The organism is Bradyrhizobium sp. ma5, from assembly GCF_042258955.1.
GTDB lineage: Bacteria > Pseudomonadota > Alphaproteobacteria > Rhizobiales > Xanthobacteraceae > Bradyrhizobium.
Genome location: NZ_CP170156.1, coordinates 6,350,448 through 6,370,691, shown reverse-complemented (window position 1 = coordinate 6,370,691; position 20,244 = coordinate 6,350,448). Strand labels below are relative to the sequence as shown.

The 20,244-nt window shown below is 58.8% G+C and carries 20 protein-coding genes and 5 pseudogenes; 11 read left to right on the top strand and 14 right to left on the bottom strand.

The window, feature by feature from the left end:
• Nucleotides 1-67 precede the first annotated feature (67 nt).
• From ACE103_RS29975 to ACE103_RS29965, 3 genes and pseudogenes are all read right to left on the bottom strand, one after another.
• Nucleotides 68-445 carry a hypothetical protein gene (locus ACE103_RS29975; protein WP_375775984.1) on the bottom strand — a complete coding sequence of 126 codons (378 nt, stop codon included), beginning with the start codon at nucleotides 443-445 and terminating at the stop codon, nucleotides 68-70.
• 202 nt (nucleotides 446-647) lie between these two features.
• A complete protein-coding gene (locus tag ACE103_RS29970) occupies nucleotides 648-926 on the bottom strand; it encodes a hypothetical protein (RefSeq protein WP_223975873.1) in 279 nt (92 codons plus the stop codon).
• Between the two features lie 242 nt (nucleotides 927-1,168).
• Nucleotides 1,169-1,603 (bottom strand): annotated as a pseudogene (locus tag ACE103_RS29965) (DNA ligase); the annotation flags it as partial.
• Between the two features lie 84 nt (nucleotides 1,604-1,687).
• On the opposite strand from ACE103_RS29965, the gene ACE103_RS29960 reads away from it, so the two are divergent.
• Nucleotides 1,688-1,903 (top strand): hypothetical protein, encoded by a 216-nt coding sequence (locus ACE103_RS29960; RefSeq protein ID WP_375775983.1) that lies wholly within the window; start codon nucleotides 1,688-1,690, stop codon nucleotides 1,901-1,903.
• A 264-nt stretch (nucleotides 1,904-2,167) separates the two neighbouring features.
• Here the strand turns inward: ACE103_RS29960 and ACE103_RS29955 are convergent.
• Nucleotides 2,168-2,650 (bottom strand): annotated as a pseudogene (locus ACE103_RS29955) (TspO/MBR family protein).
• A 1,339-nt stretch (nucleotides 2,651-3,989) separates the two neighbouring features.
• Between ACE103_RS29955 and ACE103_RS29950 the strand changes: the two are divergent.
• A complete protein-coding gene (locus ACE103_RS29950; protein WP_375775982.1) occupies nucleotides 3,990-4,316 on the top strand; it encodes a hypothetical protein in 327 nt (108 codons plus the stop codon).
• 955 nt (nucleotides 4,317-5,271) lie between these two features.
• The gene (locus ACE103_RS29945) at nucleotides 5,272-5,868 is read left to right on the top strand and encodes a TMEM175 family protein (protein ID WP_375781212.1); all 597 of its coding nucleotides are present in this window, start codon (nucleotides 5,272-5,274) and stop codon (nucleotides 5,866-5,868) included.
• A 1,086-nt stretch (nucleotides 5,869-6,954) separates the two neighbouring features.
• Here ACE103_RS29945 and ACE103_RS29940 read toward each other — a convergent pair.
• Nucleotides 6,955-7,146 (bottom strand): annotated as a pseudogene (locus ACE103_RS29940) (hypothetical protein); the annotation flags it as partial.
• Between the two features lie 86 nt (nucleotides 7,147-7,232).
• Between ACE103_RS29940 and ACE103_RS29935 the strand changes: the two are divergent.
• Entirely contained in the window at nucleotides 7,233-7,436 is a 204-nt protein-coding gene (locus tag ACE103_RS29935; RefSeq protein ID WP_076865209.1) for a cold-shock protein, read from the top strand.
• A gap of 73 nt (nucleotides 7,437-7,509) precedes the next feature.
• Here the strand turns inward: ACE103_RS29935 and ACE103_RS29930 are convergent, their stop codons facing one another.
• Nucleotides 7,510-7,743 (bottom strand): hypothetical protein, encoded by a 234-nt coding sequence (locus ACE103_RS29930; RefSeq protein ID WP_375775981.1) that lies wholly within the window; start codon nucleotides 7,741-7,743, stop codon nucleotides 7,510-7,512.
• Between the two features lie 971 nt (nucleotides 7,744-8,714).
• Here ACE103_RS29930 and ACE103_RS29925 point away from each other — a divergent pair.
• Nucleotides 8,715-9,620 carry a ribonuclease Z gene (locus ACE103_RS29925; RefSeq protein ID WP_375781211.1) on the top strand — a complete coding sequence of 302 codons (906 nt, stop codon included), beginning with the start codon at nucleotides 8,715-8,717 and terminating at the stop codon, nucleotides 9,618-9,620.
• 9 nt (nucleotides 9,621-9,629) lie between these two features.
• Nucleotides 9,630-10,148: a metallophosphoesterase family protein gene (locus tag ACE103_RS29920; protein WP_375775980.1), complete on the top strand. Its 519-nt coding sequence runs from the start codon at nucleotides 9,630-9,632 to the stop codon at nucleotides 10,146-10,148.
• Between the two features lie 114 nt (nucleotides 10,149-10,262).
• Here ACE103_RS29920 and ACE103_RS29915 read toward each other — a convergent pair.
• The 3 genes and pseudogenes from ACE103_RS29915 to ACE103_RS29905 form a co-directional block, all read right to left on the bottom strand.
• Nucleotides 10,263-10,550 (bottom strand): annotated as a pseudogene (locus ACE103_RS29915) (DNA polymerase IV); the annotation flags it as partial.
• A gap of 744 nt (nucleotides 10,551-11,294) precedes the next feature.
• Nucleotides 11,295-11,654 (bottom strand): PRC-barrel domain-containing protein, encoded by a 360-nt coding sequence (locus tag ACE103_RS29910; RefSeq protein ID WP_375775979.1) that lies wholly within the window; start codon nucleotides 11,652-11,654, stop codon nucleotides 11,295-11,297.
• Between the two features lie 70 nt (nucleotides 11,655-11,724).
• Nucleotides 11,725-12,159 carry a hypothetical protein gene (locus tag ACE103_RS29905; RefSeq protein ID WP_375775978.1) on the bottom strand — a complete coding sequence of 145 codons (435 nt, stop codon included), beginning with the start codon at nucleotides 12,157-12,159 and terminating at the stop codon, nucleotides 11,725-11,727.
• An 18-nt stretch (nucleotides 12,160-12,177) separates the two neighbouring features.
• On the opposite strand from ACE103_RS29905, the gene ACE103_RS29900 reads away from it, so the two are divergent.
• The gene (locus ACE103_RS29900) at nucleotides 12,178-12,528 is read left to right on the top strand and encodes a hypothetical protein (RefSeq protein ID WP_375775977.1); all 351 of its coding nucleotides are present in this window, start codon (nucleotides 12,178-12,180) and stop codon (nucleotides 12,526-12,528) included.
• Nucleotides 12,529-12,605: 77 nt separating this feature from the next.
• Nucleotides 12,606-13,175: a peptidase S14 gene (locus tag ACE103_RS29895; RefSeq protein WP_375775976.1), complete on the top strand. Its 570-nt coding sequence runs from the start codon at nucleotides 12,606-12,608 to the stop codon at nucleotides 13,173-13,175.
• 55 nt (nucleotides 13,176-13,230) lie between these two features.
• On the opposite strand, the gene ACE103_RS29890 is transcribed toward ACE103_RS29895, so the two are convergent.
• Nucleotides 13,231-13,569: a hypothetical protein gene (locus ACE103_RS29890; RefSeq protein ID WP_375775975.1), complete on the bottom strand. Its 339-nt coding sequence runs from the start codon at nucleotides 13,567-13,569 to the stop codon at nucleotides 13,231-13,233.
• A 1,077-nt stretch (nucleotides 13,570-14,646) separates the two neighbouring features.
• Between ACE103_RS29890 and ACE103_RS29885 the strand changes: the two genes are divergently transcribed.
• Entirely contained in the window at nucleotides 14,647-14,802 is a 156-nt protein-coding gene (locus ACE103_RS29885) for a hypothetical protein (protein WP_375775974.1), read from the top strand.
• A gap of 526 nt (nucleotides 14,803-15,328) precedes the next feature.
• Here ACE103_RS29885 and ACE103_RS29880 read toward each other — a convergent pair.
• Nucleotides 15,329-15,508, bottom strand: a complete 180-nt coding sequence (locus tag ACE103_RS29880) for a hypothetical protein (RefSeq protein WP_375775973.1) — start codon at nucleotides 15,506-15,508, stop codon at nucleotides 15,329-15,331.
• 1,163 nt (nucleotides 15,509-16,671) lie between these two features.
• Nucleotides 16,672-16,857 (bottom strand): hypothetical protein, encoded by a 186-nt coding sequence (locus ACE103_RS29875; RefSeq protein ID WP_223970095.1) that lies wholly within the window; start codon nucleotides 16,855-16,857, stop codon nucleotides 16,672-16,674.
• A gap of 189 nt (nucleotides 16,858-17,046) precedes the next feature.
• Between ACE103_RS29875 and ACE103_RS29870 the strand changes: the two genes are divergently transcribed.
• Complete coding sequence (locus tag ACE103_RS29870) at nucleotides 17,047-17,316, top strand: DUF6894 family protein (protein WP_375775972.1); 270 nt, start codon at nucleotides 17,047-17,049, stop codon at nucleotides 17,314-17,316.
• A gap of 516 nt (nucleotides 17,317-17,832) precedes the next feature.
• Here the strand turns inward: ACE103_RS29870 and ACE103_RS29865 are convergent.
• Together ACE103_RS29865 and ACE103_RS29860 are read right to left on the bottom strand one after the other, a co-directional pair.
• Nucleotides 17,833-18,210 carry a hypothetical protein gene (locus tag ACE103_RS29865; RefSeq protein WP_375775971.1) on the bottom strand — a complete coding sequence of 126 codons (378 nt, stop codon included), beginning with the start codon at nucleotides 18,208-18,210 and terminating at the stop codon, nucleotides 17,833-17,835.
• 3 nt (nucleotides 18,211-18,213) lie between these two features.
• Nucleotides 18,214-18,653, bottom strand: a pseudogene (locus ACE103_RS29860) (hypothetical protein).
• Nucleotides 18,654-19,027: 374 nt separating this feature from the next.
• Here ACE103_RS29860 and ACE103_RS29855 point away from each other — a divergent pair.
• The gene (locus tag ACE103_RS29855) at nucleotides 19,028-20,068 is read left to right on the top strand and encodes a L,D-transpeptidase family protein (protein ID WP_375775970.1); all 1,041 of its coding nucleotides are present in this window, start codon (nucleotides 19,028-19,030) and stop codon (nucleotides 20,066-20,068) included.
• The last annotated feature ends 176 nt before the right edge of the window (nucleotides 20,069-20,244 follow it).

Genomic DNA, 20,244 nt, shown 5'->3' with positions numbered 1-20,244 from the left:
CATGTTCCTGGCTTGCCGGTTGCATTGAAGATGCCCGCAGAAAGGCGGCGACTGTCACGCCTATCGCTCATTTTCGATTTCGATCGCGCCGCACCTTCTGAAATTCCTCAGGTCCTTTGATCAGCCTGCGCTTACGACTGGCTTGATCGTCGGGGCTGGCCGCGGGATCGGTCACCTTGTCGATTGCATTGCTGGCCAGTTGGCGGGCGCGTTGCTTTGGGTCTTCGCGGCCTTGCTGATCTTCGCGCTCATCAGTCAGAGGGTTGGTCGGTACGGTCAAACCGAGCTCGACCAACCGACGGATGGCTTCGGACAGGGACGGCATGCCCGGTTGATATTCAGCCCATCTGACCACGCTTGCGCGCATTTCAGGAGATGCGCGAAACCCCATTAGAGGTTCCTTGCCCGTAGCGGGCAGGCCCCGCTTATTCGGTTGAACCTTCATTGAGTTCTTCATCCTTTGGGTTGTCCCTTAAAACAGAGCCGAGCGGGAGATGATGCTTCTGTTCTCGGCCGTCAGAAATAATCTCGTCGGCGTCTTGCGGGTCGATACGTGACCGTGTCAGATGCAAAAAGGCCCCAGCGAGGAGGCGATGCTGGGGCCGAGTTGCGTGGGAGAGAGTCCGACGAACGATTCTACGCATGGCTTACTTCTTCATGTGCTCCTTGGACATCGCGCCGTCCTTGGACATGGTGCCGTCCTTGGGCATGGTGCCGCTGCTCTTGCCTGTCGTGCCTTCTCTCTCTTTCGGATCATTCTGCGTCGCGCCTGGATTTGCCGCGCTCGGACTGCTGGACGCGCCCTGACCCGAGGTCGCGGCCGGGGAGTCTCCGCCACCGCCACCGCCTCCGCCACCTTGGGCGGATGCCGTCGCAATCGAGCCAACTAGGAATGCGGTCGCCAAGACGATCTTTGCGATTTTCATCGGTCGTTTCCTTCCTCTTTTTAATAGAACAGACTAGAAAACCAGGGCTATTTGAGATCGTTCCTAAAGAGATCGCAATGATGCATCGGAGGAGCGAACTTGCGCTCGCCGCCTGCGGGAAATCTCGATGAGAGGCTTTCCGGAAATTAGCGTTCGCGATTCAGGCGGCGCCTGTTGCGGTTGTCGAACATGTTGCGGAACCCGCGCGGCACCTTTGGTACTTCTCCATCGGCACGCCACGAAAACGGATGCCGTACTTTTCCATCTGCGGATTTGGCGCGGTACTCGATCTCGGCCAGTGCATCCGGCTCCACCCAGATCGCCTTGTGAGCAATGCGCTTTGCATAGGATTGCGTTTTCCGGATCAGCGGCGTCAGGCGCGTCCGGAGAACGGTCGCCGAGGCCTTATCGCAGCCATGGTCGACCTTGCCGGCGTAGATCAGGTCATCGCCTTTGCGGCGGCCGGACATGATGCCGTCCCATTTGTTGCCGTCGAGCGCAAAGCCTGCGATCGTCAGCGTCTCGCGCTGCGAGCAGGTTTTCTTGACCCAGTCGCGGCTGCGCGCGCCGGTCGCATACACGCTTTCCCTGACCTTCGACACGACGCCTTCGAGGCCCAACTTGCAGGCGTGGGCGAACATCTCCGGGCCGTCGACTTCGAAGCTCTCGCTGAACTGGCCGGCAAGACGCCTGCAGCCTGGTTAAGGACCCGCCTTCACGGAGCGAGAGGAACGGTGGCGCCTCGAGGGCGTTGCTATTCCATGACCGAGCCACTGCCCCCCCTTGTCGAAAGCTCGCTGCAGATCGCCTGGGATTTTCTCAGCGGTCTGGATGAGATTGCCGATCCTCAGCAAACCGCCGAATATCTACTTGGGAACATTAAATCGCAGGTGATGAGAGGGGAGAGTCGGAAGCTTGTATTGGCGAACCGCGCCATAGATAACTTTCGCCGGCGCCCCCAGCTCGTCATCGACTAATCCCCGCTGCCCGATCTGCCACGGTCCTCAGACGGTGGTGCGAGACCATTTGCATGGCGGCTTTGGTTCGTTGAGTAGAGCAGCAACGTGCGCTCAACTTCTGCCGCGACTTGCACACTTCGCTTCGCTTTCGCAGCGACGCGGTTGGCAGGTCCAAGTGAGCTGAAAATCCGATCTTTGGACTAATCGGCGGGCGGCTGGTCTTCAATAGCTCGCAGGCCGGACATTCGGTTCAGCGAGAGAGCATGCGTCTGCAGTTCTACCTCAAGCAAGCTCGCCGAACGGACGGTTCAGCCGAACGATCTTGAGATTGAGGAACGCTGCGAAGGTCACCCAAAGCAGGTAGGGCAACAGAAGCCAGACGGACAATAGGGAATGCCGTCCGACTGCGAGCATGAGTGCCGCGATCGAGAGCCAAAGAAACAGGACCTCGACCAAAGCCCAGTCCGGTCTCTTCAAGGCGAAGAAGAGCGGACTCCACAGCATATTCAGGACGATATTCAAGGCGAATAGTGACAGAATGAGAATACGACCCGGCTTGTCGCCGATGGCATTCGTCCAGGACGAGACGCCCGACCAGCCGGCGAGAGCCAGTATGGCGGTCCAGGCCGGTCCGAAGACTCAATCCGGCGGATTCCAAGATGGCTTGCGTAAGTCCCGGTACCAGGTCTCCACCGTCGTAGACCAGCTGCCCACGGCAAGGACGAAGATAACGAGGGTGCTCGCTATAACGATGGGAACGGCCATTTGGTTTTTCTCTATCTAAAAATTTTCGGACCGAGCTAATTCGGACCGAGCTAATGTAGGCAGCGCGAAGATTCAGTGCGCAACGCCGCCCGCTTAAAATACATACGGGCAGCGTTGGCTCTGGCCCCAGGATGTAAAGTGCAAAATCCTGACGGATAGAATACTGCGCAAGCGCGCAATCGTTTCTTACCTCTGAAGAGGTAGTTCGCTGATCGTTGTTTCTAGGAACGAATGGATACGGAAAGAGTCGGCTTTCAAGCTCCCGGTCTGCTCCTCAGCCGCTGGGAGTAGCGATCCCTGGCGCTGTGACTAAAGTCCGGCGCTGGGGGCGCTGGTTTTAAGCTATCGCTACGTGCGCGGGGCTGAGGCAGCGACTTCCATCACGATCTCCGGCTTTCGGAAAATGGCACGCGGCACCCCATGTCATGCCGGTTGGGCGTAACGTGCACTGCGCCGGCCACACCGCAGACCTTGCAGACCAAACGCCAGCCGACGCGCGACCGGGGCTGATGCTGGGGCAGGGCATCCAAGCGTACATCCACCATCCGATCGCAGCCGCCATGGCACTGGATGTTGCAGGTGACATGGCCGCCAGCGAGCCATTCCGCGGGACTGCCAGACGGGAATGAGCGGCCGGACCATTGGTGTATCGACGCTGGCCAATGATCGCGCCATCCAGCGTCGGGTGAAGCCGCCACGCCTCGCGGGCAGGAGGCGACGATCACCACGGATTGGTCAAAGCGCAAGGACACGAAACAAAGAATGCCCGGCAGCGTTGCGGGCAGCCGGGAACAGCAACACGCGTGTCACGAAACTGAAATACAGCGTTGGTGAGATTGTCGCCTAACCTGCGGGTGGGACCACCAGCGCGGGCAAGGCGGAGCCATTCTGTTTACTCGGCCGAGTGGCTCCGCTCGCGCGCTGAACTGCCTTTCGGCTGAACGGGGAGCCGGTATGCGATGAGATTACTGCCGTCAAAAACCTCACCGCTATGACCAAGTTCGGACGATAGTTCCAATCGTCGGAACCCCGCGCCGCATCTGTCGCACGTCACGTCTGACTTTTTCATCGGCCATGCTCCAAGTCCGCGGTCTGCGTTCTTGGATGACGATTCGGCGAAACCAGCAAGGCATAGGTCATCAATTCGCTAGAGCAAATGTCTGCAATAGCGACTCCTCGATCTGTTGCAGGGCGTGATCTGCCACCGACTGTTTTGCGCTGCCATAATCGGTGATCGTGGCTCGCCACCTCGTGCCCTCGTTGAGAACGTGCACTTATGATATGGCCACCTCTGTTACACCAGTACCCGAGCAGTCTGGTTTTCGGCGAAGCAGATCAAGTGTGCGCGCCGCAAGATATTTCTCGGGATGAGTTGTTTTTGCATCCCGCTAAATTAGTGACGAAATTTCTCATTTTTGCGAAAGGCGCGCCTGTGGCGAAAACCCCCCGCGAACTTGCTCGGACGATGAAGGACCGCAGTGAATCTGAAGCCGTGTTAGAAACGATCAGCGCGACGCAAACTGAAGTCACGGCACGAACTCAGCGGATCTTCGAAAAATACCCGAGTTCGACCTATTTGACGGAGGTGATTTCTTCGAGGCGCCTGGCTGGGCAGCGGATCGAAGTGACCATCCGGCGTCGCAGTGAGCCCGTGAAGCTTGATTGAAGTCCCACAAGCCGCGAATTTCACCGACCAGCACTTGGCAATGCGAGTTCCTGGCGTCTTAGGTGTCAATGCGCTCTCGAACGGCGCAACCTAGGCCGCCCCCATGGAGTGGAATACCTTCTGAAGTGCGATCAGCAATACGAAGACAGTGCCGGTCACCGCGACGAACATGGCGAAATAATAGATACGAGACATCACCGGAATGATCCCAAGTGCATGTAAGAACGGGGTGGTAACATTTGGGCCGCTCGGTAGTTCGCTGGCGACCCACAGCGCATCGGCGGGTGTTGTCCCAATTCGGACACTTGCTGCGGGGAATTAGAACAGTCAGCGCTTGTTCCGTTTTGCGGACCACCGTGGTTTCCCGGAATCCACATTTGATGTGGAAAACTTTGGCCTAATTGTTACCGGGGCTAGACATTCAATCCCGATCTCATTTTCGAGAATTTCCCTCGGCGGGGCCGCATCGCGGTGGCCCCTTTCTATTCGGCGGACGGGTAAGGCGGCCTCAGCGTTCGTTTCAACGCGCTGGGGCCGTTTCTCTATCGGGGCAGCACGCGTGCTACGTACTTAACCCAAACACTATTGACAGGCGGCAAACGGCACAGAGCTCGTCGGCGTCCCCAAAGAGGATATTCTGGCGGGATGGCGGAAAGAGGCCGCCAACTGAGGCGCCCGGGACCAAAGCTATGCCGCCCGACGCGAATGACCCGACTCGGACATGGCCGCCGTCCCAATGGTAACCAACGTGCTTTGATGATCATTGCAAGAGCGTTGCGACTTACTGAATCTAAGTGTGCTGCGATGGGTCGGCTATTTTGTCCATAAGAGGGGTGACCCATGTCCGACAATCCTACAACCGAGAGCATGGCCGGCTCACAACGGGCCCCAGCCGCAAAGCGTGTCCAGCGGCTTTGAGGGGAGAGCGAGGCTGAAACAGATCGGTCTTTTCGAAATGCGCCGGTTGGAGGCGTTGAGCAACACCATTTTCGGCGTTGCTATGACGCTGCTGGCCTACGATCTACCGAAGGCCAGCAGGTTCGCGAACGCGCCAGCCTGGATGGACCTTGTCCGTGCGTACGCACAACCTGTCATCGCGTTGATGATCAGCTTTGTCGTCGCCGGCGTGTTTTGGCTCAGCCATCATCGACGCCTCACTTTCGCGCCGGAAGGCAGCCGCGGCGAAGTCTTCCTCAATCTGATCTTCCTGCTGTCGATCGTCATGCTCCCGGTGACGAATGGACTTTACGGCGCGTATCGGCTCGATAGCGTCGTCGCGGTAAGTTACGGCTTCCATTTGACCGTCATTGCCGGACTGAATGCGCTGCTATGGAGTCTGGCGCTGCGAGGTCATCGTAATCCTGAGCTGTTCGCAACCGCGATCTTTCCGGTCTTCGTGTGCATGTTCGGAACGCTGATAGCCGTCGTCGCGCCATCCGTTGCGCAATTCACATGGTGCCTCGCATTTGGCGCGCCTCTGGCAGGCTGGTGGGCGGCCCGACGTTGGCCGTCGAGAACGAATTCGCCATCTCAGTGTCCTGATTCCGATTAATCGAGCGGCAATCAAGGTTTGGCCGGTGCTCTCAGTGCTGCAATGGCTTTGGCCGATGTTACGGGGCCCCGGTAAAGTGTGAGCCGACATACTCAAATGAAAGGCACTCAGTAGTGCCCGGATCATCGCCCGGCCACGGCATCCATCGGTGACCGAGAGTTTTGTGCTCCCGTCCATACCGCGAGGATTTTATGCCGAAGAATACGCCCCACCTCTCTGCAATAAATGCAGCGAGCCCCATGCAATGGCTGCTAGCGAAGAGGGGCGGTCTTGAGTGACGGTCTAGATCCAACAAAAACGCCAACGCTATCATGCCAGCTCAGGACGATGTTCACAGCACCTGCTGTTGCACACTGAGCGCCAAGCCGGCGCAGGAAACGTCTTCCACCAATAACCCCCGCCGGGTCTGGGACCGACGGGGGTTGGGAAAGATGGTGCGAGGCGAGACATATCCCGGTGTCGCTCCAAGGACCCACCCGCATGACAGCGTGATGAAGCAGCCTTCGCAAGGTGATTTGATGGGCAACCAGCCGCAGATTAGTGCAACTCAGTTCCTATAAGTTGCGTCTTTCCTCTTTGAAGAGTTCCTCCAAAAAGCGCTCAAGAGCTCGCTTGCCAGCATATTCCGCGGCAGTCGGAGACTGAAAGCCATTCGAGCCGAATAGCGCGCCCATTGGCTTGCTTCGTCTCCCCAGCTCCCAATGCCACGGTTATGGTCTGGCGCCGGTATCGATAATCTCTATGTAGTAGTCTGGCTCTGTTTCCCATGGGGGCATGAAGATAGACCGTGGTCGCGCCGAAATAAGGACTGCACTGCATGGTCCCGCTTGCCTAGACTTCTCCGCATAACATGGCCTGATTTATGCACCGAAGATGCCACACGGAGGAAGCGCAATGAAGCGGGACCTTTTGGCTATCTGCGGTGGAATACTCGCGAGTGGCGCGATCGCTTGGAGCTTATGGGGAAATCCGACGAATGTGCCGCACATGCACGGGCTCCAAACCATGGCGGCGGATCAAGATTTGAGACTCGTTTCCCAGCGGAGTCCATATATGCGGGATGAGCGTTAGAGCCAATCATCGCTCTCACGGCCACCAAGTTGAAGGCGGTCATTGTGGAGATTTTGGTCGTCCGCAGCGCTACAAGGTGGCTGCGCTTGAAAGGGTGGCCGTGCCGGCGCGAGCACTGCTTTCACCGCATGTAGCGTTCGAGCTCGTGGATTGGCGTCCACTTCGGCCGCCTGACGATGTCCAGCGCCGCGTCTGTTGCGTCTCGCAGCGGGCATTCATGCTCCGCCGGTTTTCCTTGCAGCCGCCGGCGCTCCCGACTTAGGCTGCCGCGTTATCTCAAGAGGAGAGGCGACGTGGCTACAGGTACTGTTAAGTGGTTTAATCCAACCAAAGGATACGGATTCATTCAGCCCGACAACGGCGGCAAAGACGTATTCGTGCACATTTCGGCGGTCGAAAAGGCCGGTCTGAGCAGTCTCAACGAGGGTGCAAAGGTAAGCTATGAAGAGAGGGAAAATCGGGGCAAGACGTCTGCCGAGAATCTGAGAGTCGGCTAACGAGGTTCGGAGCCGATCCCCGCCGGTTCACGCCCGGCGGGCCTTCGTTTTAAAGCTAGCGCACGCGCGCCGGTTAGTGGCGATGGTGCCCCCAACCATAATGGTGGCCGCGGCCCCAGCCGTAGTGATGCCCGCGGCCGCCGTGATGGCCCCATCCATGGCCGTGGCCATGACCGCCCCTGACTCGGATGACGGTATCGGCGCTGCCGAGAGCACTTGGCGTTGCGGCGGGCAGCGCGGATGCACTTCCGACCGCTGCAAGGCTGCCGAGTGCAGCAAGTCCAACAAGTGCAAATTTGAGCTTCATTGGTTTCCTCCTATGCCGTTCAAAAAACGAACTCCAGAAGAGAATTCGTTTTCGCCCGCGAACCAGAGCGTCGCGCACAGTAGCAAGCTCAATGTGAACGAGGGATGAGCGAACGACGTTAAGCGAGGTCGTTGTTCATGAGCAGCGTGGGCTACGGTCCAGCGCAGGCGCCCGCCGATCTGATTGCTGATTTGCTAACGGGCCTACCGAGGTTCCAGGTATTCTTCGAGTATTTCTTGCGCGGCGCTGACTGCTTTGAGAGCGATATCTGCGTCCGACATCTTAGGACTCCGAGTAAACTCTTTTTCGGTTCCAATTCGTGAACATTCGGCATCGGTTTTCGGCGGGAACAAGTGGCAACGCTGGAAGTCATGTATATGCTCCCGCGATCTGGTTGCCCCCCGACCGGGAGTTTGGTGGCGACCCTGGCGCACCTCGCGCCCGGGTCGCTGTCCGTTTACGCCCGCGCCGGATCGCTTTTCAGCTAGCTCTTATGTAGCGCTGCGCGATTTTAGGTTGATGGACCGCAGGAAGGTGTCCAGCCCGCTCTGACTGCAGTTTTTCTTCTCGCCGGCCTGTTGAGGCGTGTCGGCCCGGACCGGCGGTGAACTAATTTCGACAGCCGCTCTTCGCTTGGCCAATTGGTATTTTGTGTCTGCGGGATCATGCCAATGTCGAGAAATGATCTTCAACGGCTCCTTCCGCTGTTCGCTCGGACGGGGCGTGACAGCGACTTGGACGGGTGCTGTGGGGCCAGCAGACGTTGCGGACGAAGCATCAATTGTAATCGCAAGTTTCGCGGACCCTGACGGCAACGGCTGGATGTTGCAGGAACGAGGCTATCGCAATCGGAATTCTGTCGACGTCCTTTAGGCGATATAGTCTCTGACGCGCCGTGGAGGCTCGGATGTCCGGTTTTGGCCCCTTTTCGGACGTGCCGAAGGTTCAGCTTGGATCCGGAATTCGCCAAAATGTTCAATCTGACATTCCTCGGTACCTCGGCCAGCGTGCCGTCCGCCGATCGCAATCATCCGGGCCTTCTCATCGAGGCCGGAAGCCATCGGTTCCTGGTGGATTGTGGGGAGGGAACGCAGCGGCAGCTATTGCGCAGCGGCGCGGGCTTCCGGCGGCTCGATCGCCTCCTGCTTACTCACGCGCATTTTGACCACGTGCTCGGGATTCCAGGACTCTTTTCGACGCTCCGGCTGCGTCAAAACGAGGATCTCGTGACCGTCCACGGCAGTCCAGGCACGCTCGACGTCGTCGTCAGGATGTTGGCCGGGCTCTGGGGCGAAAACAGAGCGCCGATCCCCTTGCAACTCGTGCCGCTGCAGCCAGGCTTGGTCCTCGACGCCGACGAGTTCTCGGTCGGGTGCTTTCCGGTCCGCCATCGCGACACCGACAGCTATGCCTTCGTCTTCGAGAGCGCGGCGCGCCGCCATCTTCGCCCCGACCGCCTGGCGGCACTCGGGGTGCCTGACGGGCCGATCCGGAAGGACTTGGTTGAGGGCCGCTCGATCACCCTGGCGGACGGCCGAACGATCGCTCCGGAGAGCGTTCTGGGGCCGCCCGAAGGAGCCCGGAAGCTTGTTATCGTAGGCGACGCCGAGACAACCGACGGCTTGGCGGGGTACGTGCAGGGTGCCGACATGTTGGTCATCGAAGCCACCTTCCTGGCGCGCGACGCTGGACTAGCGCGCGACTACGGACATCTCACCGCGGCGGAGGCAGCGTTACTGGCGGCGGAAAACGGCGTGAAGCAACTTGTCCTGACACACATCTCGGGACGCTACCCGGATGAAGAGATCTTGGCGGAGGCATCGCGGGCCTTTCCAAATAGCCGTATTGCGACGGATTTCACAACAATTGCCATCTAGGCGATCCCTTTGAACAACATCGACTCCCCCGCTGCGAAAACCGCGATCCCGGCGACCACCAGAGCGTTCAGGGTCGGCATCATCTCGGATACGCACGGCCTGTTGCGGCCGGAAGCGGCGCGTGCGCTGGCTGGCGTCGACCACATCATCCATGGCGGCGACATTGGTCAGGCCGGCATCATCACGGCGCTGCGTCGGATCGCGCCGGTCACTGCGATCAGGGGCAACATCGACAACGGCGATTGGGCCGGCGGATACCCTGACACCGAGCTCATAGAGCTTGCGGGTCGGACGATCTTCGTATTGCACGATCTCAAGACGCTGCCAATCAACCCCGTTGAGCGCGGCATAGACATCATCATCTCCGGCCATTCTCATGTGCCGAAAGTCGATACGCTCAACAATGTGCTCTACGTCAATCCCGGCAGCGCCGGGCCAGGGCGCTTCAAGTTGCCGGTCACGCTTGCGACGCTCGATGTTACGTCTGACAATCTGCGACTGGTCATCCATGAACTCGTAGCCCGTTGAACTGTGCGGCGCAGGGATATGCAGGGCGAAGGTCCGATGCTCGGCCTGTCCCACGCCGTGATGGTTCGGCATTCAGCGTGACCACGAGGAAATCGACCGCATTCATCGATCGCGTCAAATTGGCAGGTCCAGTTGGGGTCCCACCTGATCTTGGTCATGGAGCGCGGAGAGCGAGACGCCCAGTAAGCGGACGGGCTTCGGGAAGGGCATTTCGTGCTGCGGCAGGCCGACGGCCAGACGCTCGAGGTCAGCGCGGCTCGATACCGGGGCTGATACGGATCGGCTGCGCGTAATGATCTCGAAATCAAAGAACTTGACCTTTAGCGTCACTGTGCGCCCCCGGACGCCGGTGCTTTCGCAGTGCCGCCAGATCTTGTCGATGAGCGGCTGTAGCTCCGCCGCCGGCGTCGCCGCGGCAAGGGCCGATCAAATCGGCAGACGGCGTAAGGCATGCGAATGCTCAATCTCGCCACGCCACTGCGGTCGCAGACTCTCGCTTGACCGGAAAGCAGTCTTTGGAGCTCGATCATCCGGTACTTCGTCGCCCGCGCTAAAGCCGACGATCGGCCGCCAATCGAAGCCGTTCAAGGTTCTGACCGCATCGTGGCGTTGAAAGCATAAGCCATTCGAACTAGCGCGGACGACGCCCCAAGAGCGCTCCGATCAGAAAGGCCGTAGCTAACATCTCAAGGGGTGCTTCACGAGTTGCCGCGCTGACACGATCGATCCAAGTCGGAGGCGCTCGACCCTCAGCGAGCCCTTGAGAAAATTCACGTAGCGTCTCCCTGACGCCAATTTCTGTATCTTCTATCGACAACTTATAGATCTCCAAACCATCCGAAACGCTTAGCGAAATCGCGGCTCGCGCGCACATCAATTCGTGTACGCCAGCGTAGCTATCAATTGAATGAGCGCCTGCTGCTCCGGTCCGGCCTTGCCATCCGAGAGGAAATCCGAGAGTTCGATCTGTTTAAAGGCACCGCCCGAAGGCAGATTAGCTTCATGCAGGACGAATACCCGGCCGTCATCTTCGCTGCAGAGCGTCCAGCGATCTCCATTAGAGCTCCGATATAGTTCTCGCTGACCGGGCATATCAGACGCACCGCGGCGCACGCTCGCGAGCGCGCCATTAAGTCGTTGATGCAGCTAGAACGGGACGCCGTAATATTCATTCACAGATCGACCGACTGTTGGGTCATTCCAATTCCAGCCAGTCTCTTCACGATACTTCGGTGCGCCCTGCAACTGGCTCTCCGTGATGCCCGTGACATAGCCTGCCAGATGGGTATCGTACTTCAATGACGGCCAAGGAAGGGGATAATGGTCGTCGCCGATGCCGAGAAAGCCGCCAAAACTGAGCACCGCGTAAGACACTTTGCCGCTTGTCTTATCGATCATCAGTCGCTCGATGCTGCCGATCTTCTGGCTATCCGCTCCATAGACCGCGGTGCCTTCGACCTTGTCGCTCCCGATCAGGTTGCCGGCCTCGTTTGCTTCCATTGCCATGATAGTCCTCCTCGGAATAGTTTGGGGAGGCAATCGTCGCGCTCGCCGAACGTTCCTATCGAGAGCCGGTTCAATCCGTCACGCGGCCGGCACTCAATAGCCAGCCATGAATAACTTGCCACTTGTCTTCGACGGAGCCGAAATCGAGTAAGGCCGAATTCGACGATCGAAGATCCAGGAAGAACTTGAAGGCGTCCCGACCGGTCGGATTAGCCAGACCTGGCTGCGTCCCAATCCAACGATCCCATTCCTTGAGGATCTCTATTTTCGCTTCTGTCGGGGTCATCGATGCTCGAGAAAATGGCCTCGTCCATCCAAAGCCAAGGCCGCACAGTCTCAACGATCCAAGGTTCTCTAGCCAGGCAGCGAGAGCTTTTGGGCTTCGCGGACTAGAAACAAAACGACGCGCGGCAAGCTTGCAAGTTCCTGGCCTGCTGAGTTTCATGGTCTTGGAACCGTCCCATTGCTGGCAGCGTTTCGTATCGACTGAGCCGATCGTGCTCATCTGGGTGGGCATCGACCGATGGTACTGCACCGCAACGAGGACGATCGCCGGCGCCCTGGCTTTGGCTATCACTTGAAGGTCCACTCGTTTCGAGCGGTCACCGTGGTACTCGCGTGGGTGCTGATCTTCGCCGCGTTCTACCAGAAGCCGGAATTGCTTACCGGCGCCCAACGGGCTCTTCAACGTGGGATCGAGGCCGTTGGCGATGCTATCCCTTCTCCGTGGGGGCCACGGATCGAGTTTGTCTTTCGGGAAATCGGCGGTCTCATCTGGCTCCAAATCGCGCTGCTTATCTCGGCGCTGCGCCTAGGCCTCTCTACCTTTGCATTTATCGCGAGGATCTCCTTCCGCAATGACCGAAGGCCGTAAAGGGCGCCATTCGCTGGAAATCGGCACAGCACCTACATGCCGCTCGAGACTATCTCGTCTCAAACAGGATTGATCCAATGGAACTTGCAACGTTGCCTGCTACAGCCTTCAAGTCGCCGGCGATCAGCCTTTCTGGCGTCGTGGACTACAACATGTACACTGCCTTCAGATCGCAGTTCGACAAAGCTTCAGATCAAGAACTGGTTGTCATTGAGTTATCGACCCTCGGCGGCGATCCCGAGGTCGCCCGCATGATGGGAGAAGACGTTCGGTTCGCGAGCGAGACGGAGCCGCAACGGCGCTTCGTATTCCTCGGCAAGGCTGTGATTTATTCGGCTGGCGTTACTTTCATGAGCTTCTTCGCGCGGCCGAACCGATACCTCGCGCGCGGCACGCGTCTGATGATTCACGAACGCAAGCTTTCGAAGAACTTGGTGATCGATGGCCCATTAACGACGTGCATCGCAGTTGTAAGGGCAACGCTCAACGAAATCGAATGCTCGATCGCTATGCAGAACGAGGGCTTTCAGAATCTCATCCTGGGATCAAACGTGACGATCGACGAGGTCATGCAGAAGGCGCCGTCAAACTGGTATTTGGAGGCGCAGGAGGCGAAGACGTTGGGCCTGATCGAGACAGTCCTGTAATCCTCTTGAAAGCGACTGCGACGATAGTAGTCATCGCCCCGATAGTCAGAGCACGTTATTTGGTCGCGGGGAGGCGCGGGATGTCGAACGTCAAGGTTAGCTTATATTCGAGCCGGATCATCATGCAGGACGGATCGAATGCGCACGCCAGCGGCATCATAGTTTTTCTAGGCGGTCGCATCATGGGCGGCGACAGTAACTTCTGTTGCTCTGGGGTCTCGCGGCGGATGCCGGAGATCCCGCGATCCGCTCGTCCGATACGCCGGTTCACATCCTGGTCGCGCAGCGTGTCGTCGCGCCGGCCGGCCCGCGCTGCCGACACGGCGAAGCCGGCGCCGATCGACGCGATCGCGATACCGACGTAAAGCCACCATGCATCTGAAATCTCAGGCAAGCCGCAACGTCAGCTGCCGGCGATCGCCGATGTGACGGTCGATGAACACTCGCAGGGCCGGCGGCACCTCGGTCTGCTGTAGGTCGCAGCGGCGCTGGATCTCGCGGGCGATGTCCTCGGAAACGTCTTCGGACCAGTGCTCGGCCGTGTTGAAGCCGGGCTTGAATATTCGCTGGCCAGCAGATCCTGGATCACGGTCTCGAGGTCGGTCGTCTCGAGATCGGCTTCGCTCCAGGGCGGCCGATCGGGCCGAAATCGTCGGCGACCAGGTAGACGGCTGATCTGTCGAGGGGACGATCGCGGGTGTCCAATTAGCCCTACGCATAAATCAACTCCGCGCAACGCAATCGGGGCAATACGATACCAGCCACGGTTCATTGAGAAGCGGCGGTCAAGGCCGTGGTGAATGCCCCAGCGTCGTAGGGCTGGGCCACGGCGGGTCCAATCTGGCAACCAGGCGAGCGCCAAGCCAAACCCTGGGGCCCTTTCTTTGGGGCGGCGACCCCAGGCTCCAATGCTGGGGCCAATCCGGATCGCCGAACCGCTGTCCGCCGAGAGGCAGCGGTCGTCGTTACTGGGGCTGAAAAACACGAAATGAAAATCAGGTACCCCGTGGCTCGGATCATCCAAGTGATCTGCGGTTTCGGAAATAACTCATGTGAATCTTTGCCGCTGTTTCCCGTCCACCGGACGTCACAAATGCCTCGCCGCGGTGATTTTCTGCGTCGGTTGGAGCGCTTTCTTTCGAGCTTCCATTCATCAATCAGATCATGGGCCGCACGCGCGTCTTGAATCCGTATCGCGGCTATCCTCATCCGCTGCATGTGCCGGATCTCGGCGTCGATATTGTCGCACTTCTCACACATGCTCACCGCCCAGGATCGGGTGGGAGCATGCAGCACTCTCGAGCACCGATAGTTGCCGAGGTTCGTTCGATGATGACCGCCTAACAATTTTGGTGATCTGGCCGTTCCTACTCGGGGCTATTTCACTAGATGGCGGGCCCTGCAAGGCTACGTCGGCCACGAGGAACCCCTGCGAGGCTAGCGCTTTTGCTTCCCATTGACAGGAGCGAACATGAGCAAGGAAACACCCAAGGACGATCCCCGGCAGCGGCCGGACAAGACTTCACACAAACAGACCGACAAACCATGGGAGGGCAATCCGGAAAAGGAGCAACGGAACGAGTCCGATATCGACCTCGAAAAATGGCACCGAACCAATACTCATTAGGGAGAGCGCGATGTCACTTGCATGCTACGAGATCATTGGCCGCGACGGGGAATGGCGGGTTAGCCATGATGGGAAGGCCGACAATGCCTACGAGACGATTGAAGCAGCGTTTGCGGCTGCGGTTGCCGCGGCTTCTCTGGCGCTTCGTCAGGGCCACGCCGTGTCTGTCACAGCCCCGAACAGGAGCACCGCGACGGGCGCGGCGAACGTTGAGTATTGCGGGACTTGACCTTAAGCCGGCGACTTCAATTCTGAAGCTGTAAGCCATGCATTCATGTGCAGGGCAGTCTCGAGCTGGCCAATTTTCTTGAGAGCGCGGCCCTCTCTGGGCCCACTGGCAAAGCGTTGGGCTGGGCTTTAATCGCGCCTGCTCAGGTTCAATCTGATCTTGAATTGTATAGGGAGTAGTCGCTTGCACCTCTGCATGGCACGTCCCTCATGCGTCAGGGGTCATGTGGGGCTGTCGGTTCCAGGTGCAGGTAAACTGGAACCGGAAAATGAGCGGTTCCAGCGCAGTTTGTGCCTGTTACGGCTCGGACTTGGATTCGGTCAGGGCGCGCTCGACTTCATCAGCCAGATTCCGGTGACGAGCAGCCAGCTTGGCGAACACTGCCTTCTTCGTCGCATTTGTCGCAAGCTTGCTGATCAGATCACACTCTTCCGCCTCGATACGAAGCTTCTCCAAATGCGTCTCCATGCCCTGCATTGAATGAACTCCCGAAATCACGGTGAGGTCATCACACATGGAACTCGACGGGCATAACGCATGATAGTTTTTGGAACTCCGTTCACCTCCGGAGAACCGCGGACCGCCGAAGCGGTCCCAGCAACCTTTGGGGGCCTGTGTGAAGGGAGGCAAGTTGCTGGGGCCATCGACCGGCCCGATGTGACGAGCCAGGCGCAGAATTATTGCACATACATTGCCACCCCAATGATGACGAGCGGGCTTAACCCGAATAATGCGATCCAAACGCTTTCAAGTAGGTCTTTGCCCATAGCACAACCTCTGCGTTGGGGCCTACGCTCGCGGATCTCTGTGGGACAGTGCAGTTTGTGCCAAACAATCGAGCGAAATAAAAATGCGCCGAAGCTGCCGGAACTCCGTTGCTCTTCGAGAATTACGGCCTTATGTCGCAAACACGACAATCAGGATGAGCGCGGTAAGCCCGATTGAGCGGCAGCCAGCTATCGTGATGACGTCCCATTTCATGGCTTGAGCCTGAAATGACCCACGCTCCGGCCTTTGATTTGGGTGGTCATGGCCGAAATAGGCCCTGGGAGGCACGGGCTCCGGAGCTTATTGAGCTCTCACCCATGACCTGGATCAAAGGGTTTAGTCCTTCGTCCTCCGTGGCCGAGCAAAGGTCCACATCGGGAAAAAGTGGCAACTCAGGAACCTATCCGCTCCATATGGGTTTACAGCCGTTCCCGTAAGGAACTGAGCGAGGAAAAAGGTCACATGGGCCAAATTCGACAGCGGGTCGTCCACACGAATTCACTTGAAGAGCGGCTCTTCGAGCGAGCTAGGGAGCTGCGCAAACAGGCCGCAGCGCTCGCCCCAGGAATCGAGAAAGAGGCCCTGTTGAAGCTGGCCCAGCAATCTGAAGCTGGTGCAAGCATGACTGAATGGCTACGCGCTCCCGCGCTTCAGCTATCAACATGAACCGATCGGCGAAGCCAAGTGCCGCGCTAAAGCTTGCAGCCGGTGCGTCTGTTTTGCTCGCCCTGCTGCTCATGGGCTTTATTTTTACGGCGTTCTAGTATTGAGGCCGCCTCAGCTGGCGGCTTCTTTCTCGTCGTCATCGTCTTCAAATGACCAAGTCCCGCTTCCATGCAGAGTGGCCTATTTCGCATCCACTTGGCCGTCCGCTAGTCACCGCTCGCTAATGGGTGATACACCGCGATCTTGCGTGCGCCCTGCCAAAGTTCGACCACTCGATCCGTCGCCAGATTCTTTGCGTGTAGTTTGGCCGCCTCGTCATCCTCGCAGAATAGATCGACACGCTTCGCAATCTTCCCGTCCGCCCTAAGCAGATAGGCCTTGTACTCTTTCATAACGACGCATCCCCGAGCGCGGCTTACGGTCGGCGCTGGCCGTATTTAGAACGCGTCTAAACAGGAGTCATCGGGAAAAAGCGGCATGGCCCTATGTGGATTCGCAGTGGCTCCCAGCATGAACCTCCGAGGAACACAAACAGCAACCAAGCCTTCTCCGCCCCCGTTGCTTCCCAGTTGGGGGCGCGGATGACTCGCTACCTGTTCGATATCCGGGACGATACAGGCAGGTACCCCGAGGACGAAGGTCTAGAGCTTCGAAATGCGCGCGCCGCCAAGGTTGAAGCTGCACGCGCATTGGCCGATATCGCCAGGGACGCGGTTCAATCGGACAACGGCAACGATGTAACGATCGACGTTCGCACGAAAGACGGGCCCGTTGTTTCAGGCCGCCTATCATCTCCAAATCACCAACGCGAAGTACCGCTTCAAATGACGCGCCGCACGATAGGGCACTAGCTTGCCGAATCGAATCGTGATCGACAGCTTCCACCGATGACGGTTTCGTGAGTTCCGCATAGACCAATGGCGCATTGTCCAGCGCAGGGCAATTTGCGGAAATTCTCCGCACGCAGCGGTGCACGCTACACGCATGCGGAACTACAGCACCAGCGCCTGGTAGGGGCGCTGGTGCTTTTTATGCGAACAGGTCTTTCCCGGGACTGAAGCGTTCGCACAAGCGTTCCGCTCTCGTGGTACTCCAGCCGGCCTTGGCCGATCGCATGCTGTAACCCGGCCCAATATTCAGCCGGCGTCGCCTTGTCCTCCGATCATCGGTCGGTTGATCTTCTCGATGTAGATCCGGTCATCCTGGATCGGTTCAAACGCCCGGGGCGAGCTCCATTATCCTGTGGGCAGCTTTCTCAGGATCGGAGTAGCGGCGGTCGCCCTTCATCTTCAGCGTGAAATCCCGTCGCGTTTTTGCGCGGCATAGTTGCGCTCGCGGTGTGCGTAGCTTTCGGCCGGGTGTGGCTATCAAAGGTCGCCGCAGGGACAGCACATCAGCGACGACGGCTGTTGAGAAAGCAGTTTCTCCCCGCGTTCCCACATCGCCTGCTTGCGCTTGGTCCAGTCGCGCTGGTCTCGCCAAGCCTGGAAATCGGCCTCGGTCGGGGTCGGCAGTAGCAACCGCCATTCGGCCTCGAACGCCGCGCCCGCCTGCTCAAAGGGGCCTGCCGGTCCGCTGTTCAATCGGTCGCAACCGGGATGGAAGCCGCACTTCCATTCCCATTGATCGGCATGGTTCGGTACCCGAGCTCGCAGCCTGATCGAACCGATGCAGACGTCGTCGTAGAAGATGTTCCATTCCTCCCGAGCCGACTCATTGTCGCGCCGGCGCGTCAGCTCGGTCACGTCTCATCGCCAGTCGGCGAGCATTGCCACAGCTGCAGCAGATCGGGCGGCCGGCCGCTTGCCGGCCTTGCGGCACTTCTGACGCCGCAGCCGACTGGCGAGGTCCTTAACGAACGTCGTGGCGACGTGGGGCAGGCAGCGAGGTCGACGGCGCGCGGCGTCTTGCACCGCGAGCACTTGATCTCGAGCCACGGGTAGCCCGCGTTGATGGCTTGGTCGATCGAGGGCGATGGGTCGACCGGACCGCCGTCCGCCCACATCCTCTCGTTCCAGCTCTGAGCAGAGAAAGTCATTGGCCTCGCGGATCAAGGCCTCGCCAGCGGCGCGCTTCTCGGCCGAGCGGGTGGCGAGGGTGGTGGTCACTGCCCGGACGTGCGCGAGCTCCCTGGTCAACGCCTTGCGGTCGCCGCCTGAGAGAGGAGGGGGTGGTGTTTGGGTGCCATGGAATTCCTATTTGTTTTTCCTGCCGAATCAGGCGGGCAGGAAGTCGTTAGAGGTTGTCGGTTGGCCTCGGTGCCGCCCGCAAAGTTGGTCAACCAGGCGCCTGCTTTGATTTGGGATGTCCGCTTCCGAAGGGAAATGCGGACACGCTGCCCGACTCTTGGGGATGTCGCCTTGTGACCCAAAGCGGACCCCGGTTATTTCGCGGTGTCCCTGCCGCGAATTGACCCTCATTTGTGACCGGCCTTCGCGTCGGCGAAAGATTTATCCGGCCGTCTTGCAGCTTCCGGAGGAACCCGGAAGAGTTGCCTCCGTTTCAATCGGGCCCTTGCCCAGAGAGGTGCACCAAACCAGATCCCGTAGCGCACGACAGATCTTGGCGCCCAGCCTTGCGGGTTACGGCCAGAAGGATCCGATCATGTTGCCCGTCAGAAGGACAAGCGTCTGCGTCGGACTGCTACTCGCGTTGAGCGTGGATACGGCGATCGGGGGCGAGCTGAACGCCAACGCAATCAACGTGGCGGAGCGGTCGGAAAAGGACATTTCCGACACCAAACCGACAGCTCTGGGTGTGCGGCTTCAGGTGCTACTCGATCGTGTGCACTTCTCGCCCGGCGAGATCGACGGCAAATTTGGAGAGAATGCGAAGAAGGCGTTGCGCGCATTTGCCGAGGACCGGCAACTGCCGAGCTCCTCAGGTTTGTCCGACGCGGTCTGGAGAAAGCTCCGGACGGACGAGCGGCCGGTGATCGTCAACTACACGATCACCGAAAAGGACGTCGCGGGACCGTTCCTCGAGAAGTTGCCCAGCAAGATCGAGGATATGAAAGACATACCAAATCTAAACTACGTTAGCCCGCGCGAGGAATTGGCTGAACGGTTTCACATGGGCGAAGAGTTGCTCGCGATGCTTAACCCCGGACAGCACTTCAACCACGCCGGCGATAGCATCGTGGTTGTCGACACGGGCAGCGATGACACGCCGATTGCAGCCAAGGCCGCCCGGGTCGAGGTCGACAAGGTCAGGCAGACGGTGAAGCTATTCGACAAATCGAACGGGCTGATCGGATTCTATCCCGCCACCGTCGGCAGCAGCGAGAAGCCATCGCCAACCGGAACGCTGAAGGTAACCGAAATCGATCCCAATCCGAACTACCGGTACAATCCTGACTACCACTTCAGGGGTGTCCACTCACGCAAGCCTTTCAACATCAAGCCCGGCCCGAATAATCCGGTGGGCACAATGTGGATCAACCTGTCGGCGGAAAGCTACGGCATCCATGGAACGCCTTCGCCTGGCAAGGTGTCGAAGGCAGAGTCCCACGGCTGTGTCCGGCTCACCAATTGGGACGCTGAACGCGTCGCGCAGCGCGTTGTTAAGGGCACGCCGGTGGCATTTGCAGAAGCTCCACATTGACGCCCGGACCCTGCAGAATTGGACGCAGCAGAGGCTATCGAATAGCGTCCAGTGCGCACCTCTCATGGGTCGGCACCCTTTTGGAGTGGGCTTTTCTCCCATAGGACCTATTTTTGCAATGCTGGCAGCTAACGCAACGCCAAACGGTCGTAAAAGCCCGGGTTGCGATCGACGAG